This is a genomic window from Saccharothrix australiensis, assembly GCF_003634935.1.
Lineage (GTDB): Bacteria > Actinomycetota > Actinomycetes > Mycobacteriales > Pseudonocardiaceae > Actinosynnema > Actinosynnema australiense.
Map to the genome: position 1 here is coordinate 6,431,364 of NZ_RBXO01000001.1, position 17,420 is coordinate 6,448,783.

Here is a 17,420-nt window from a genome sequence, read left to right on the forward strand (position 1 = left end):
CCACACCCCTCCACTACCCCAGACCGGGCAAACGCCGGAACCTGTCCGCGGCGGGCGACGGCACCCGCCGCGGTCGCGCGGTGCCCGCCCACGCCTCGGCGCTGCGGCGCAGCGCCGTCCGGGCGAGGTCGTCGAGCGAGCTGCGGTTGGCGTCCACCCGGCCGTCCGCGTCGATCTCGGTCGCCGCCAGCTCGCGCAGGAGGACGCGGCCCCGGCCGCCCGGCGTCGGTTCGCTCACGTCCAGGACCTTGAAGCTCGTGCCCGGCACGAACAGCACGCGGTCCTCGACCGGCGCGTCGTCCGGTTCGAGCAACCTCGTCCGGCGCGCGGTCATCGACCACACCAGCACGTCGACGCTGCCTTCCAGGCCGGCGCACGGATCGGTGAGCGCGTTGAGGAACCCCCACTCGGTGAACAGCCGGTGGCGGGTGTAGAGGTCCCACTGGGCGCTCGTCGGCGTCATCGTGAACACGGTCGAGCCGCGGTGCGAGGGCAGGCGCTGGAGCCCCGCGACGACGCAGCGCGCGAGCGGGACGTGCGGCCCGACGGTCGCCGCGCGCAACGCCCGGTCGACGTCCGCGCCTTCCGCCGACAGGTAGTGGCGCACCGCGACGGCCTCGGTCAGCACGTCGGACGACGACCGCGACACCGTGCCCTGGAAACCGGGGTGCTCGGACAGCACCCTGGCGATCGTGTTGGCCATGACGCCGAACCGGGGGCCGAGGTTCTTGCGCAGCCACTCGCGTTCCTTGTCGATGCCCTTGGCGGGCAGCAGCGCGGACGCGACGGACCTGGGTGTCGGCTGCCTCGTGGCGGACAGGTCCGGCGCGGCGTCGGTCGGCGCGGCGTCGGTCGGCGCGGCGTCGGTCGGCGCGTGGTCGGTCGGCGCGTGGTCGGTCGGCACGGCGTCGGTCCCGGCGGGCGGTTCGTCGGCCGGCGGCTGCTCGGCGGCGCCGGTGGTCGACGCGTCGACGGCCCGCGGGTCGACGGGGTCGTGCGGCACGTCGGCGGGTGGCGTCCCGCCGGGAGGACCAGCGGGTGGTGGCCCGACGTCGGGGTCGGGTCGCGGCGACGGTGGTGACGGCGGGATGCCCGGCGCGTCCACGGGCGTGCTCTCCAGGCGCATCGCCACGGGCGGGAACGGCACGGCGGACGGCGTCCGCGCGGGCGGCGGCTCCGGAGTCGGCGCGCCGGTCGGTTCCGGCGTCCCGGCGGCGGTCACGTCGTCCGCCGACCCGCGGGTCGGCGCCCCGGTCACGTCGGCCGACAACCCACCGGTCGGTGCCCCGGTCACATCGGCCGACAACCCACCGGTCGGCGCCCCGGTCACATCGGCCGACAACCCACCGGTCGGTGCCGACGTCCCGGCCGCGGTGGTCGCGCCCGGCGGCGGTGCCGGGTGCTCCACGGGCATGTCCACCGGTTCGGGCGCGGTGATCGGTGGCGCGATCGCGGGGAAGGTCCCGATCCGTTCGGTCCCGGCCTCGATGCCGTCGGGGTCGACTCCCCCTGCTTCGGCCCCGAGCGCCTCGGCGGCACGGGCCCCGGCCGCGCCGAGGTCCGCGCCGGGGTCCCGACCGCCCGCCGCCTCGCCGGCCACGTGCCCGGCTGCCGGCCCGTACGCCACCACCGGCTCGGGCCGCCGCAGCGCCGCCGCCGGCACCAGCCGGCTGACCTGGCGGGTCGGGTAGTCCAGCCGCCCGAGCACGTCCTCGGCGAGCATCCGCATCCGGTCGGTCTGCCCCTGGCCCGCGCCGTCGAACACCACCATGCTCGCCGCCGCGTCGACCGGCGCCGCGCGCACCGCCTCGGCGTTCACGAGGTGGTGGGTCGGCCGGACCCACAGGCCGGCCCGCACGACCTCGACCACGGCGTCCGGCGCGTACCAGAACACCGCCGGCGCGACTTCCGCGACGCCCTGGATCGGCGGCCGGTAGCGGTGCGGCGCGACCTCGGCCGGGACCTGGTCGTCCTCCCGCGGCTCGTAGGCGACCTGCTGCACGAAGGTGTTCCAGCCGAGCGACCCGTCCGGCTGGACGGTGAACACGTCGGGCGCGTGGGCCGCGCCGACCGGCAGGCCGGTGTAGCACACGGCGCGCACCCGGAGGGAGTTCGCCAGGGCCTGGCCCAGCGGCAGGTGCGCCGGGTGCCGCACCGGTCCATAGTGGACGAACCGCACCTTCGGCTTGATGTCGTCGTGGACGGTCACGAAGAAGCGCGCGACGTCGTCCAGCGAGACCTCCGCGCCGCCGGGGCAGCCGAGCACGACCGCGAGCACGTCGGGCTGGCAGGGCAGTTCCGCGATCAGGTGGTTGCGCGCGGCCCACTGCCGCCGCCCCTCGCCGACCGGCCTGATCCACACCCCGCCGGGCAGCGGCTCGGCGACGCCCGTGGCGCTCGTGGGCACGGTGTCCGCGACCGCCCGCGAGTCCCAGGAGGGACGCGGGAAGCGCTTGGCCTCCCACTGCGGTGGCCGGCCGCGGTGGAACCGCACCCAGCCGCTGCCCCGCCCCGCGTGGACGAACAGCGAACCGCCCGCGCCGCGCACCACGGTCCCGTCCGGGACGACGACGGTGCGCCCTAGCCGCTCGGCGAGCCACTGCCCGGCGAGCGCCATCGTCTCCCGCGACCGGCCGCCGACGACGAGGCGGACGCCCTTGCGGCGGTCCGCCAGGCTCGACGCCAGTGACTCCCAGAAGTTGAACGGGCTCTCGGCGGGCAGGTCGACGATGACGACGTCGTGGTCGGGGTCGACGGGCACCGACAGCGCCAGCGACAACGCCTCGTCGGGGACCGCGCCCTTGGCGTGCACCACCGTCGCGTTGCCGACCGTCCGGTGGAACAGCTCGTCGCCGGGGTGCGGTCGGTGCCGACGGCCGAGCAACGGCCTCTTGGGAAGTGGTGCCACCGCTATCCGTCCTTCCTGACGCCGACCGCGGACCGGGACAGCGTCGGACCGGTGGGCAGCGCGGAGAGCACGACGTCGGGCACGGGGGTCGGCACGACACCGCCGTAACCCAGCGCCGTGACCGAGTCGTCGTCGGCTATCGGGTACTTCACGCCCCGATCGGTGATCAGGTAGCGGTCGGGCTTGCGCTGCCCGGCGGGCACCGGCACGGCGGCGGCGAGCATCCCGCTGCCGGGCCGCAGCGTCGCGCCGGCGGCGTCCCGCACCGGCCGTCCGGCGTGCTCCGCACCGACGGTCACGACCGCGCTGGTCACCTCCGCCCCGGAGGGCGTCTGCACGAGGCACGCGGCACCGGACCCGAGACCGGGCGCGGGGCGGGCCTGCGCCACGGCCGGCAGCCGGTCGAGCAGCGTGGTGTCCGACGACCGGCGGGCGGACGCGAGCGCGGGCGCGTCGATGTCGGTCGGCGACGAGCCCCGCGCCGCCACCGACAGCAGCGCCGCCTCCGTCGCCGTGATCGGGGCCAGGCCGTCCTCGCGGGCCACCCAGAACTGGTCGCCACCGGCGGCCAGGCGCTGCCGGAACACCTGGCCGACCACGGACGGACGCCCCGCCACCGCGGGTCCGGCGTTGCCCGCGCCCTGGATCTCCGCGGCCTCCAGCGCCGGTCCCTCGGGCAGCTGGGCCAGCCACGTGCCGGGCGCGGTCGGCACGGGCAGCGCCGGCACGCCGAGGGCCACCAGCGCGGCCTCGTGGCCGACCCGGTGCCTGACCCCGTCCAGCACCACGTGCCGCGTGCCGTCGGGCGCCCGGACGAGCACGTACCGGCCGCCCGCGACCGGGTCGGCCGCCGCCGCGCCGCCCAGCACCATGCTCATCGACGGCTCCGCGCCGGCACCGGGGTCCAGGCACAGCAGCCATGGCCCGGTGACGAGGTCGGCGGCGGGCGGCACGCTGTCCGGCGCGTCGGCGATGCCGATCGGGGGGCCGTGCGGCACGTCGGCCAGGGACGCCTTGGACACCATTTGCACCTTCGCCTGCCCGCCTTGGCGCAGCAGGGCGGACGCGTGGTTCAGCGTCGGGCGCAGCACCCCGTCGACGTAGACGTACCGGTTGCCGGTCTCCTTCTCGACCACGAGGGCGCCCGGTGTCCGCCAGGCCGTGTTCCCGCCGGGCACGACCAGGCCGTACACCCAGAACCCCACCCCGACCAGCACCCCGATGGCCAGCCCGGCGAACAGCCCGAACCGGTGGCCGCGCTCGGGCGGTTCCGCCGGGCTCGGGTCGCCGGACACCAGGGCCGAGGACATGCGGCCCATCAGGAAGCCGTAGGCGTGGACGCGGTCCCGCTGGGTCTGCACGGCCGGTCACCCGGCCAGACCGCGGGCCCAGGCGTACACGCCGAGCACCTGGAACAGCAGCGGGACGAGGGCCAGCGCGGTGCCGGTCTCCAGGATGTTGCCCAGGTGGCCCCAGATCGGCAGCAGCCTCCGGGTGGGCGGGCGGGTCGCCGCCAGCGCCAGCACGCCCACCGCCAGGGTCAGCAGGACCACCGCCACCACCTGGAACGCCACCGGCGCGCCGTCGACCAGGCGCAGCACGACGAAGACCGCGCCCGCCGCGCCCGCCGCGATCACCGCGAGCCGCTGGAGCAGGCCCGCGAAGCCGCGCGCCCGCAGGCACAGCGCGGCGGTGAACACGACCGGCAGCGCGACGCCGACCCAGCCGGGCAGGTCGAGCAGGTGCGGGAACGACACCGCGTACACCAGCGAGGCGGTCGTGGTGATCACGTTCAGGTACCGGTCGGCCATCCCGGTGCGCGCCACGACGTCCGCCGCCGGCAGCGGGTCGATGTCGACCTGGAGCTCGTCGGCGCTCTTCGGGAGCTGCGGTCCCCGGATGCGGGCCAGCCGGATCGCGATCCGGGGCGAGTAGATCATCACCACGAAGAACGCGCCGGACACCACGGCGGCGGTCTGCCCCGGCGTGAGGCCGACCCCGACCAGGAGCCACCCGGCGACCATCACGGCGACGCCGCCGACCGCGACGACGCCGAACGGGACGACGGGGACGTCGCGCGCCACGGAGTACCGCGCGCCGAGCAGCAGCCCGGCGACGCCGGTCGCGCACACCGCCGCGAGCACGACCGTCCCCGGCGCCCACCGCTGCGCCGGCTCGGACCCGGCCACCCCGATCAGGCCGGCCGTGGCGGCGAACGCGCAGGCGGCGAGTCCCGGCAGGGCCGCGAGCAGCCAGTCGCCCCGCCACCGGCCCGCCCCGACCGAAGCGACCGCGAACAGCAGCGCGAGCACGCCGGACGCGATCGTGGCGGCGGGCGGCGACGCGCCGCCGAGCAGCACGGCGAGGGTCGCGGCGACCGCCGACCCGGCCAGCACGAGGAACAGGGGCCGGGCGTGCTCGGGTCGCCAGTGGTTGCGCTGCCGGGCGATGGCGGTGGCCATGCCGTCGGCGATGTCGTCGAAGTCCAGTTCGGGCAGCGGGTCCCCGGCGGGGCGCAGGTGGAACTGCTCGCCCTCCACCCAGTCCAGGCTCTCCGGCGTGCCGTCCGCGTCGAACGGCGCGTCGCCGAGCCGTTGCAGGACCCACGAGCCCGCGTCACCGGTGTCGACCGGGCCGGTGACGTCGGCCGGTCGCCGGCGGTCCGCGGTGTGCCGGACCAGGACCGGCAGCAGGTCCGAGACCGTGGTGGACGTCGGCACCGCGAGGTCGGCCCGACCTCCGGGGCCGACGACCGTGATGCGGCACAGGTCGCCCGACAGCGCGCTGGTCACGCGAATCCCTCCCCCGCAGAGCCCGATGACACGCCGCTCACGCGAATCCCCTTGTGCAGCCCGAAGACGCGCCGATCACCCGGATTCCTCCACCAACGCCACGTCCCCCTGACCGCGGTCACGACTCCACCGCCCCGCGGTGCGCCACGAGCCCGGACGCCCGCGCACCGTCCACCGGCCCACCACCGGGCGCGTCCACGAACGCCGTCTGCACCAGCCGGATGCCCCGCCGCGTGACGAGCTGCGCCCGGCCCGCCGGGAGCGTGCGTGGTTTCGCCTCGCCGAGGAAACCGCCCTCCTCCTTGGGGTAGGAGAACAGCAGGGCGGGCGTCGCCAGCTCCCACAGCCGGCGCACCACCGGGTCCATCATCGCCCGCATCCCGCCCGCGCTGGTGCGCGCCACGATGAGGTGGAAGCCGATGTGGACGCCCTGGGCGAGCAGCGGCAGCAGCGGTTCCAGCGCGGACGAGCCGCCGAAGTCGCGGCCGAGCATCTCGTAGTCGTCCACGACGATGAACAGCTCGGGACCCTGCCACCAACCCCTGGCGCGCAGCTCGTCCGGCCTGACCTCGGGACCGGGCACCCGGCGGCCCAGCGAGACGGACGCCTGCTCCGCCAGCTCGTGCAGGGCGTCGGAGGTGACGGCGTACCCGGTCCGGTACTCCTCCGGCACCAGCTCGTCCAACCGCCGGGCCGAGTCGCCGAGCAGGATTTTCGCCTCGTCCGGGGCGTACCGCCGGGTCACGGCGTCCAGGACCAGCCGGAGCGCGTTGGTCTTGCCGGTCTCGGCGTCGCCGAACACGAGCAGGTGCGGCGTCACGCCGAAGTCGTGCCACACCGGGTTCAGGCGCTGCTCGTCCAGGCCGAGGCAGGCGCGCAGCACCTCGCCCTCCGGTGCGGGCAGGTCGGTCCGCGGCAGGCTGGTCGGCAGCATCCGGACGGGCGGCACCGGGCGGCCCGGCCAGAACTCCCGCGCCTCCTCGGCGATCGCCTTGGTGGCCGCGGTCAGGTCGGCGGCGTCGCCGCCGTCCATCCTGGGCAGCGCGGCCAGGAAGTGGTCGCCCGAGCTGGTGAGGCCCCGCCCCGGCTGGGCGGGCACCGTCGCCGCCTTGCGGGAGGCCACCTCGGACTCCATCGAGTCGCCGAGGCGCAGCTCGAACCGGGTGCCGAGCAGGTCGCGCAGCCAGGGCCGGATCTCCGACCACCGGGTGGCGACCACCACCACGTGGACGCCGTAGGACAGCCCGCGCGAGGCCAGCTCGTTGATCCTGGTCTCCAGGTCGTCGTAGTCCTGCCGCAGGCTGAACCAGCCGTCGACGACGAGGAACACGTCGCCGTGCGGGTCGTCGACCTCACCCCGCGCGCACATCGCGCGGTACGCGCCGATCGACTCGACGCCGTGCTCGGCGAAGGTGGCCTCCCGCTGTTCGAGGACCTGCATCAGCTCCTCGATCGTGCGGACCACCCGGTCGCGGTCCAGTCGGGTCGCGACCGAGCCCACGTGCGGCAGGCCGGACACGGACATGATCCCGCCGCCGCCGAAGTCGAGGCAGTAGAACTGGACCTCGCGCGGGGTGTGGGTCATCGCCAGCGCCAGCACGAGGGTCCGCAGGAGGGTCGACTTGCCGGTCTGCGGCGCGCCGACGATCGCGACGTGCCCGTCCGCGCCGGACAGGTCGGCCACCATCAGCTCGCGGACCTGCTCCTGCGGGCGGTCGACCAGGCCGACGGGCACCCGCAGCCGGCCGAACCCGGCGTCGTCGGCCACCACCATGCCGCGCACCGGGTCGGGCAGCACGCCCGGCAGGAGGCTGTCGAGGCTGGGCGACTCGGCGAGCGGCGGCAGCCACACCTGGCGCGCGGGCGGTCCCGCGCCGACCAGCCGCGCGATCAGCACGTCGGCGAGGCTCTCCTCGTCCTCGTCGCCCGCCGCGGGCTCCTCGTCGCCCGCGTCGGCCCCGTCGCCCGCCGCGGGCTCCTCCTCGGCGGCCAGGACGTGCGCCAGCGGGTGCGGCTGGGTGGTGAACGGGAGCACGTCGAGGCTGAGCGGCGTGCTCCGCGCGGCCTGCCCGTCCCGGACCGCGGGGACGGGGCAGTCGCCGGACACGTAGGCCGACTTGAACCGCAGCAGGTTCGTCGTGTCGAGCTTGAGGTAGCCGTTGCCGGGCTCGGGCGGCAGCTGGTAGGCGTCGGCGACGCCGATGACGCTGCGCGACTCCATCGACGAGAAGGTGCGCAACGCGATCCGGTACGACAGGTGACCCTCGACGCGGTTGATCCGCCCCTCGTCGATCCGCTGCGAGGCGAGCAGCAGGTGCACGCCGAGGCTGCGGCCGAGCCGTCCGATCGACACGAACAGGTCCATGAACTCCGGTTTGCTGCTCAACAGCTCGGAGAACTCGTCCACGATCACGAACAGCACCGGGAACGGCGCGAGCTGCCGACCGGCCGCGCGGGCCTTCTCGTACTCGAACAGCGACACGAAACCGCCGGCCCGCAACAGTTCCTGCCGACGCGTCAACTCGCCGTTGATCGCGTCCTGCATCCGGTCGACCAGCACCAGCTCGTCGGCCAGGTTCGTGATCATCGCGGAGGTGTGCGGGAGCCTGTCCATGCCGAGGAAGGTCGCGCCGCCCTTGAAGTCCACGAGCACGAAGTTCAGGATCTCCGAGGAGTGGGTCGCCGCGAGCGCGCACACCAGCGTGCGCAGCAGCTCGCTCTTGCCGGAACCGGTGGCCCCGATGAGCATCCCGTGCGGGCCGACGCCGCCCTGCGCGGGCTCCTTGAGGTCCAGCTCGATGACCTCGCCCTCCCCGGTCACCCCGATCGGCACGGACATCCTGGAGCGCAGCGCGTTCCGCGGTCGCCACTGCGCCGGCACGTCGAAGGTCCGGGCGTCGCGGATGCCGAGCAGCGTGGTCAGCTCGATGTCGGCCTCCAGCGCGCCGTCGACCACGTCGATCGTGCCGCTGGTCCGCTTCGGCGCGAGCACCCTGGCGAGGGTCTCCGCCTGCCCGGTGCTGATCCGGTCGCACTCGGCGACGCCGACCGCGTCGCCGGACGGGAACTCCACGGTGGTGCCCTTCGCGGTCAGGCGCAACACCTTCGGCCCACCGGTCATCTCGCCGGTGATGTCGAGCAGTACGACGTTGCGCAGTCCCGCGCCGTGCAGGCGCGAGTGCTCCGGGATGCGGCCCAGGTGCGCGACGACCACGACGAACGGCTCGTTGACGCCGACCGGCGCGGCCTTGTCGTGGTCGCCCCGGTCGGTGACCTCGGTGCCGAGCAGCGCCATCAGCTCGTCGTGGTCGCAGGCCAGCATCCGCACCGGCCCGGCGGCGTCCCGCGCCGTGGGGTGCGCGTTGTGCGGCAACCACTTCACCCAGTCCCACTCGGGCCGGGACGCCTCGGGCGTCAGCACGGCGACGCGCAGCTCGTCGGGCGCGTGGAAGGTCACCAGCTGGGCGAGGACCGCCCTGGCGAGGCCGAGCGCGGCGGTGATGTCGCCGGTCAGCTCGACGCTGGTGAAGCTGCGCATCCCGACCGACGTCGGGATGCCGTTGACCACGCGGTACGCCTCGCCGAACCGGCGCAGCGCCACGGACGACAGCGGTTCCAGGTCCTCGATCGGCTTGGTCGACGGCGGCAGGAACTCCAGCACCGCGGGCCGCGAGCCGAGCCCGATCCGCACCCGGCCGAAGTCCTCGTGGCTGCCCCTCCGCTCCCACAGCCGCGCACCCGTCGCGATCGACCACAGCCGAGCGGGGTCCGGGTTGTTCCACAGCACGGCCCGGCGCTGCTCGTGCGCGGTGTCCCTGGCCCGCGCGCGCAGCTGGGCGATGTACCGCAGGTAGTCCCGGCGCTCCGCGTGCAGCTGCTTCTTGCGCTCGGCGCCTGCCCGACCGATCTGGGAGAGGCTCATGAACAGCATGGAGACGGCCATCGCGCCGCCCACGATGTACATGACCGGGGACCCGTTGCCCAGGGAGTAGATGAGCACCATCGAGATGGCGCCGATGCCCATCGGGAGGTACATCATGACCGAGGTGAGGTCCTGCGGGGCCTCGTCGGTCATCACCGGCGGCTCCTCCAGCTGGACCTGGCCCTCGGGCATCGCCGGGCCGTCCGCGCGTGGCGGTCGCTTGACGGTGACGGTGCTCATGTCGCCTCCCTCGGCAGGACATCCGCACGGCGGTTCATCCGAGCACCCCGTCCGGGCCGGACCGGTCGGACCGGCCCCACGCGTCGTCGGACTGCTTGAGCAGGTCGACCGCGGCGCGCGGCTCGTCCTCGGGCTCGGTGTCGTCCTCCGGTTCCTCCTCCGGTTCCTCGAACTCCACGTCCGTGGAGTACAGGAGGGGACGCTCGTCCATGATCACTTCGCCGCCCTTCCGGCGGCGGTAGACCGCCCTGGGGGACGCGTCCGGGGGCGTGTCGTCCGGTGCGCTCTCCCACGGCTCCGTGCCGCGCTGCGCGTAATCGGGCGGCTGCTCCTCGTTCCGGTGGACGGGCGGTCGCCGCGCCGCGACCACCGCGGGCACGACCACGACCGGTGACGCGGTGTCGAGGAGGACGTCCCAGGCGTCGGGGTCCTCCTCGTCGTCGGACGGCCGGACGACGGGAACCCGGTCGTCATCCGGTTCCCACGGCGTCGTGCCGGACGCGGGCCGTGCTGCGGGCGTGCGCGGCCCGATGGGCAGTGGCGGTGCGGCGGGCACGGGCGGTGCGGCGGGCACGGGCGGTTCAGCGGGCACGGGCGGTGCGACCGACACGGGCGGTGCAGCCGGTGCCGGTGGGTCGGCCGGTTCAGCCGGTGCGGCGGGCACGGCCCGCGCGTCGGGTGCGATTCGCGCACGGTCCCCGGTCGCGGGCCTGTTGACCGGCGGCTGCGACACACCGGGCACCGGCACACCGGGCACGATCGGCTCACCGGGCACAGCCGGGACGTCCGGCACAACCGGGACGTCGGGCAGCACGGCGTCGGCGGGCACGTGACCCGCGACAGCGGCCCACGGCTCGGGTGCGGACGGGGGCGCGTCCGGCGCGTCCGGCGCACCGTCGAACGGCACAGCACCACTCCAGGGCTCCACCTCCTGCCGCAACAACCCCGAAGCGTCGGAACGCCCACCGGACGGGGTGCCACCGGGAGCACCACCGGGCGGAGCCATCATCGGCGGAGCCATCGGAGCGCCACCGGGCAGACCACTACCCGCACGAGACCCGTCGGGAGCAGCCCACTCCGCCGGATCGGACACCGGCGCGTCACCACCCGACGGCTCACCCACCGCGGGCAGGGCACCCCCCATCCACGGCGCGACCTCGTTGCCCAACAACCCCGACGCGTCCGAACGACCACCACCCGGTGACCCACCACCCGGCGCACCACCGGGCGGGGACATCATCGGCGGGGACATCATCGGCGGAGCCGCCGGAACGGCTCCCCGGTCCCGCGACGCGTCGACCGCGCCGGGGGTGCTGCCGGAAGTCCAGTTCTCCGGCTTGCTCGGCGGCGTGAGGCCGTCCGGCGACGTGCCGCCGGGGAACGGCTTCACCCCACCGGTACCACCGTCCACCGACGGGTTCCCACCGGGGAACGGGGTGGGCGTGCCGGCGCCGCCACCCGGCGGCTTCACCGACGTGGACGGTTCCAGCCCCGGCAGGCCCGTACCCGGCTTCGAGCCACCGGGGAACGGAGTGGGCGTCCTGGTGGGCGGTGCCACCCCCTTGTCCGCCCCGGACCCGGATGGCCGCGCGCCGACCGAGGGCGACCCGCCACCGGGGAACGGCCTCGGCGACCCGCCACCGGGGAACGGCCTCGGCGACCCCCCACCGGGGAACGGCGTCGGCGTGCCGCTACCGGGGAACGGCGAGCCCGAGGTGCCCGGACCACTCCTGCCCAGCGGTCCGTCGCTGGACAACCGGCCGGGGTTCGACAGGGAGTCCTTGCCCGGCGGCGTACCCTGCGGCCTGGCGTCCGGTGTGGACCGTCCGAGCCCACCAGGCCCCTTGCCGCCGGACAACCCGTTCGGCCCGGGACCGGGCGGCAGCCTGTCCGGCGCCCCCTTGTCCCCGGGCGGAGGGCCGGGAGGCAGCTTGTTCGGCGCTCCCCCGCCCCCCGGAGGGGGCAACTTGTCGCCCCCGGAAGGACCACCCGGCGGCTTCTTGTCCGGTGGCGGGGTGTACTTCTCGGGTGGAGGCGGCGTCTTGTCCTTGGGCGGAGGCGGCGGAGGCGGCGTCTTGTTCTTGGGCGGAGGCGGTGGAGGAGGCGGCGGAGGCTGCTGGTTGAGCCCCGGTGTGAGGTCGGACGTGTCGGGCAGCCTCACCTCGTGGACGGTGCGCATGTACTTCGCCCCGAGTTGACCCGCGACCCTGCGCATGTCCTGGGTCATCATCTCCACGATCTCGGGCTTGGCCGAAACCTGCACCGCGTTGTTGCTCATCCTCGGCGCGCCGGCCTCCAGCGCCTCGTTCGCGTACCAGCTGTCGATCCGGTTGATCTCGTCCCGCGCCCACTTGAGGTAGTGGGCGTCGTTCAGCAGCTGGTACGGCACCCGGTCCGTGCTGATCGCCTCGGCCCGCGCCTTGATCTGGCGGGAGAGCTTCTCCATCAGGTTCCGGAACTCGGTCGCGGCCGGCCCCTTCCACGAGCCGTTCTCGCCGGCGAGCGCGTTCGCCTGGTCCAGGACGCTCTGCGCGACGCTCACGAGGTCCCCGTGCACCTGGTTCAGGCTGTGCGCCGCCTGCCTGAGCGTCTCCGGGTCCGAAATGGACTTCAGCTTCGCCGCGTTCTCGTCCCGGTACTCGCCCTTCGGGCCGTTGTCGATCGCCGCGCCACCGTTGATGGCCGCCTTGATCTGCTTCCAGGTCCAGTGCGCGTGGTCCCCCGGCTTGGCCTGCTTGTCGCCGCCGACCCACATCGATCCGTTGTCGTCGAGCTTGAAGCCGGTGTTGTCGTAGAGGTCCTGCTCTTCCTTCTTCGGCTTGACCGGCTTGTAGTCGTCGGGCATGGTCTCCTCACACCACCAACGGATCGCGAGACGGCTTCCCCGGCTCTGGTCGGGTCGACGACGGACGCCGCGGACCGGCACGCGGCCGGGCGCCGCCGCCACTTCTGCCGGCGCTACTTCTGCCCGGCGCCACTTCCGCCCGGCGCTACTCCTGCCCGGCGCTACTTCTGCCCGGAGCCCAGGCCACCGATGTAGGTGTTGGCCTGGTACAGGTGCGGGCCCATCTTCTTCGCGTCGAGCTTGTTCAGCTCTTCGACGCTGTCGTACTTCTTCGCCAACGCGATGGCGGCGTTCCGCACCGCGTCGAGCGCCTGCTTGATCTCGAAGATGGACTTCCGCAGCTCGGGGACCAGCCCCTTGCCGCCCGAATCGCCGCCCGAACCCATGATCTTGTTGCGCAGCTCCCAGGACTCGCCCAGTCCGCCGGGTGCGAGGCTGATGTCCTCCACCAATTTGAGCGAGTTCTTCATCGGGTCGACGAGCTTGGCGACGTTGTCGCCGAACCGCTTCATGGCCACCGTGTTCACGACGGTCCGGTCGCCCTTGCCGTCACCGCCGCCGGGCACCGGCGGAGGCACGAAGGTGCTCTTCTTCAGCGATTCCTTCTTGGCGTCGAACTCCGGGGCCTGCGGGACGTCGTACCGCGCGGCCTCGGGCGACCTCTGGTCCTCGCCGTCCTGCTCGTCGTACTTCTTCTTGTAGTCCTCCCACGCCTTGTGCTCGCGATCGTACTTCTTCTGGTCGAAGTCCGGGTTGAGTTCGGTCCCCGTTTCGCTGTCCGGCCGGGGGACGTACCTCGTGTTCCCCTCGTCGATGAAGTCGAACGGCCCCTTGGGGTATTCTTTCCGGGTTTCCGGGTCCTTGTAGGTCATGTCCACTCACCACCTTGTCGACGGGACGGCCCAGCAGCTCACGGCGCGATCGGGGTGCCCGGTGCGACGCCCGCGCCCACCGCACCGGCGTCGCACCGGACGGCGAGGCGTCAGCCGCCCGCGCCCTGCCACATCCGGACGCCGTACTGCTCGCCCTGGTGGTAGTTGTCGATGATGCTGCCCAGCGCGCTCGCGGCGCTCTGGTAGTGCCCGTTCATCTCGACCGTCTTCACCTGCCAGCCCTGGACGATCCTCGTGTACTCGTCCTTGGCGGCCGAGGTCCAGACCGCGGTCGTCCTGCTCGCCGCGTTCACCATGTGCTCCAGCCGCTGGCTGAGCGAGCTCTGGATGGAGGACATGTCCGCTCTCATCTGGACGGCTTTCGCCGGGGCAATGCTGTACTCGGTCACCTGGATCACCTTTCGGACGTGCGCCGGATGCTTCTCGCCTACAGGTTGGGCAAGCCCTGGGACAACCTGCGGGACTGGTCCACCTGCATGTGCTCGACCTTGATGTAGTGGCCGATGTTCTCCTGCATGATGTTCGCGATGCGTTCGAGGTCCCGGATGATCGAGCCGTAGCCGTCCGCCCACCTCCGGTAGCTGGCGTCGAAGTACTTCGCCGCATCACCGGTCCAGGCGGACATGAGCTGCGCCTGGGTGTCGTTCGCGCGGTTGAACTGCCGCTGGAACTCGCCCAGGCCCGCCGTGTACTCGCCCCACGCCTGCTTCATCGCCGACGTGGAAACGTTGATCTGAGTGCCGTTTTGCTGTTCGGCCATTCTTCCTCCCTGGTGGTGCAACCAGGCGCGACACCAGGCCGCGACCATTCGTCGTTCCGCTGTACGAATTCTCGCGCGACCGGTCCGCCACACCGCCGCGACGGCGGCACATCTGCCCGATCGGCCAGTTTTGTCTGCCTGTATTCCCCGTCGTGCGGCCTCACCGCGTGCGTGCGGTCCGCTCTCCGCGCGCGTCAGGACGTCCTGCTGCCATCGGGTGGGCTCGTCAGCACCTGCGTGGCGCGGCTCAACGTCTCGGCGTCGACCTCGGGCGGCGGACCCTGCGCGGCCCTGATGTGCCGCAGCAGGTCCGCGTCGGGCGAGATGCCGTGCACCTCCGCGTAGTAGGTCACCGCGTCGGTCCAGATCCACGTGCCGTCGGTGCGGAAGCTCAGCGGGACCACCGTGCCGCGGTCCGGGTCGACGACGTCGTCCGCGCGCCCCATCGTGACGAGCAGGTCGGTACCGCCTTTGAGGTAGGCCAGCGCGCGCTTCCGGTCGTCGTCGGTCAGCCCGGGGCGGTCCGGCGCGAAACCCGGTCCGGTCGTCGGGTCGACCAGGTCGAACACGCGCGCGACGCGGATGTCCGGCGCGGGCCGCGCGGACCACAGCGGACCGCCGCGGTCCCTGGCGAATCGGTGGTAGGGCAGCGGGTCCGCGCCGGCCACGACCACCTCCACCTGGGGCGAGACCTCGCCGCCCGCGGCGAGCGCCCGCTGGAGCCGGCCGGTCAGCGCCGGCAGGTCGGCGGACCCGTCGGTCTCCACCACGTACACCGGGCGCGGCGGCGGGTACGGCGCGTCGCCCATCGGCGAGCGCCACGCCCGCCACAGCCCCAGCGCGGACGGTTCCCCGGCCACCGCCGCCACCGCGTCGGTCGCGGTCGCGGCGGGCATCGGCGGCGCGCCGCCCCCGCCGGTCGGCGGTTCCGGCGCGAACCGCCACAGCGGCGGAGCACCCACGTCGATCAGCTCGACGATGTCCAGGACGGACCCGTCCTCGACGCCGTCCTCCGCCAGCAGCCGCCCGAGCAGCGCGAGGTCTTCGTCGGTCAGCGGCAGCAGGGTGTGGATGCCGCAGAACGCGAGCGTCCGCGCCACCCCTCCGTGACCACCGGCCGCCAGGCGGCGGCGGCACTCGGTCACCAGGTCGTCGGGTGCCCAGCCGGCGACGCGCAGCAGCGTCCGGTGCAGTGCCGCGGCGGTGTCGCCGGGCCCTGCCACCGCCGCGGCGTCCCGACTGCCTGCCGCCGTGCCGTCCGGGGCCGCCACAGCCGTGCCGTCCGGGCCGGTGGCCGCGATGCCCTCCAGGGCCGCCGCCGTGCCAGGGTTTGCCCGGACCGTGCGGTCGTGGTCGGTCATTCCGCTGTCCCTCCTCCGGGGCCGGCCGCCCCGTCCCACCGCGTCACCCCGAGCCCGTCGGTGACGAGGTCGTCGACGGTGAACGCGGTGCCCACCTCTTCGCCGAGCAGCACCGTGTCGCGGATGAAGTCGCCGGTCAGCCGGACCGCGGCGGCGCCGTCCGGGTTGATCAACACGTCGGTGCCGTCCGCGAGCAGCGTGACGAGGCCGACGAGGTCCACCCGCGACCAGTCCGACCGCGGGAACCGGGCCCGGTGCGCCTCGCCGGTGACCAGCAGCACGCACGGGACGTCGTCGGGCGACGTCGTCACCAGCGGACGGCCGCTCCCGTCCACCGCGACGTCGAACTCCGTGTCCCACAGGAGGAGTTGGAGGTGGGCGGTGGTCGCCCCGCCGCGCTGGACGAGGCGCAGGACCGCGTCCAACGGGTCCGACGGCGCGTCCTCGTCCGGTGGCCGGTGCCCGGGGTTCACGCGGAACCGGCCGACCTTCCCGTCCTCGACCGGCCACGACCCGACCACCGCGTCGAACGGCGGCGGCACGTCCTCCCGCGCCGGCCGCCAGTGCGGGTTCACCAGCAGCAGGCAGTCGCCGGGCGGTCGCGGCGGTGCGCCGGTCGTCGCGTCCACGGCGATCCTCCGTTCTCGGTGTGTCCCGGTCGGATCCGGTCGTCGGCGCACCCGGACCGGGGCCGATGCCGGCGCGTCGCGCGCGGCCGCCGGACCGCCCCAGGGGGCGAACCGGAGCGGCTCGACGGGACGTGGTCGCGAGTGTCCGCTGAGGACTGATCACGATTCCGCGTCCTCCAGGCATGATGCAGGCCCGGTCGCGGTTCCCGCCCCGCCACGAGCGGATCGGGGCGCTTCGGGCAGTCCGCGTGCCCGAACGGCGGCGTCGCCGCCTCAGATCGAGCCGGCCCGCACCGCGTAGGCGACGGCGTGCGCGCGGTTGCCCAGGCCCAGCCTGATCAGCATCGTGTGGATGACGTTCTTGACCGTGCGTTCCGAGTAGCGCAGGCGCTCCGCGATCTCGGCGGTGTCGTGGCCGTCGGCCAGCAACCGCAGCACGTCCACCTCGCGCGGCGTCAGCCCCGACGAGCTGAGCCCGTGCGGCGCGAGCACTTCGCGCTGGAGGGTCCGCACCTGCTGGAGCATGGTCCCGAGCAGGTCCGGCGGCAGCGCGCCCCGTCCCGCGGCGGCGTCCCGGACCGCACGCGCGAGCACGTCGCCGGTCGTGGCCGCGCGGTAGAGCACCACCACGACACCGGACTCGACCATCGCCAGCAGGCCGACGGGGTCCACCGCGCCGGTCACCAGCACCCGGGGCCGCTGGTGCTCGGCGTCGGCGGCCCGCAGGAGCGCCACCGTGTCCGACCCGGTGCGGTCGGTGGCGACGACGAAGACGTCGGCGTCGGCGGCCCGCGTCCGGGGCAGCACCTCGATCTCCGCGCGCTCGTCGAGGCTGCCCGCGAGACCCGCCGCCGTGAGCGGGTCGGTGGCCTGGACCACCACCCGCACCTGTTTCACCGACACCTCCGGAGCCGACGACCGACAACCACCGACACCGACGTGCCGCGCGATGGCGGTGGCCACCCCGACTCCTCCACCCCGGTCCGCATCCCCGCAGAACCGGCCGCCACCACTGCCGCGACCGAACAACGCGTTCCCCTCACGAACCATGACGCTATGGGCGATCCGGC

At 74.1% G+C, this 17,420-nt stretch carries 11 protein-coding genes; all 11 read right to left on the reverse strand.

Going from position 1 to position 17,420, the window contains the following annotated elements; genetic code table 11:
• Positions 1-13: 13 nt before the first annotated feature.
• Positions 14-2,908 carry a hypothetical protein gene (locus C8E97_RS27145; protein ID WP_147455248.1) on the reverse strand — a complete coding sequence of 965 codons (2,895 nt, stop codon included), beginning with the start codon at positions 2,906-2,908 and terminating at the stop codon, positions 14-16.
• A gap of 2 nt (positions 2,909-2,910) precedes the next feature.
• Positions 2,911-4,269 (reverse strand): type VII secretion protein EccB, encoded by a 1,359-nt coding sequence (gene eccB / locus C8E97_RS27150; protein ID WP_121008252.1) that lies wholly within the window; start codon positions 4,267-4,269, stop codon positions 2,911-2,913.
• A 6-nt stretch (positions 4,270-4,275) separates the two neighbouring features.
• On the reverse strand, positions 4,276-5,700 hold the full coding sequence (gene eccD, locus C8E97_RS27155) for a type VII secretion integral membrane protein EccD (RefSeq protein WP_121008253.1): 1,425 nt from the start codon (positions 5,698-5,700) through the stop codon (positions 4,276-4,278).
• A gap of 118 nt (positions 5,701-5,818) precedes the next feature.
• The gene (gene eccCa, locus C8E97_RS27160; RefSeq protein ID WP_121008254.1) at positions 5,819-9,862 is read right to left on the reverse strand and encodes a type VII secretion protein EccCa; all 4,044 of its coding nucleotides are present in this window, start codon (positions 9,860-9,862) and stop codon (positions 5,819-5,821) included.
• Between the two features lie 34 nt (positions 9,863-9,896).
• A complete protein-coding gene (locus C8E97_RS36615) occupies positions 9,897-12,707 on the reverse strand; it encodes a WXG100 family type VII secretion target (protein WP_121008255.1) in 2,811 nt (936 codons plus the stop codon).
• A 161-nt stretch (positions 12,708-12,868) separates the two neighbouring features.
• Entirely contained in the window at positions 12,869-13,579 is a 711-nt protein-coding gene (locus tag C8E97_RS27170) for a hypothetical protein (protein WP_147455249.1), read from the reverse strand.
• A 110-nt stretch (positions 13,580-13,689) separates the two neighbouring features.
• Positions 13,690-13,938, reverse strand: a complete 249-nt coding sequence (locus tag C8E97_RS27175) for a hypothetical protein (protein WP_147455250.1) — start codon at positions 13,936-13,938, stop codon at positions 13,690-13,692.
• Between the two features lie 89 nt (positions 13,939-14,027).
• Positions 14,028-14,360: a WXG100 family type VII secretion target gene (locus C8E97_RS27180; protein ID WP_170212003.1), complete on the reverse strand. Its 333-nt coding sequence runs from the start codon at positions 14,358-14,360 to the stop codon at positions 14,028-14,030.
• 194 nt (positions 14,361-14,554) lie between these two features.
• The gene (locus C8E97_RS27185; protein ID WP_246019202.1) at positions 14,555-15,721 is read right to left on the reverse strand and encodes a hypothetical protein; all 1,167 of its coding nucleotides are present in this window, start codon (positions 15,719-15,721) and stop codon (positions 14,555-14,557) included.
• Positions 15,718-16,350 carry a type VII secretion system-associated protein gene (locus C8E97_RS27190; RefSeq protein WP_246019204.1) on the reverse strand — a complete coding sequence of 211 codons (633 nt, stop codon included), beginning with the start codon at positions 16,348-16,350 and terminating at the stop codon, positions 15,718-15,720. The genes C8E97_RS27185 and C8E97_RS27190 overlap by 4 nt, the downstream gene beginning before the upstream one ends.
• Positions 16,351-16,623: 273 nt before the next feature.
• On the reverse strand, positions 16,624-17,313 hold the full coding sequence (locus C8E97_RS27195; RefSeq protein ID WP_342776261.1) for a helix-turn-helix transcriptional regulator: 690 nt from the start codon (positions 17,311-17,313) through the stop codon (positions 16,624-16,626).
• Positions 17,314-17,420 lie beyond the last annotated feature (107 nt).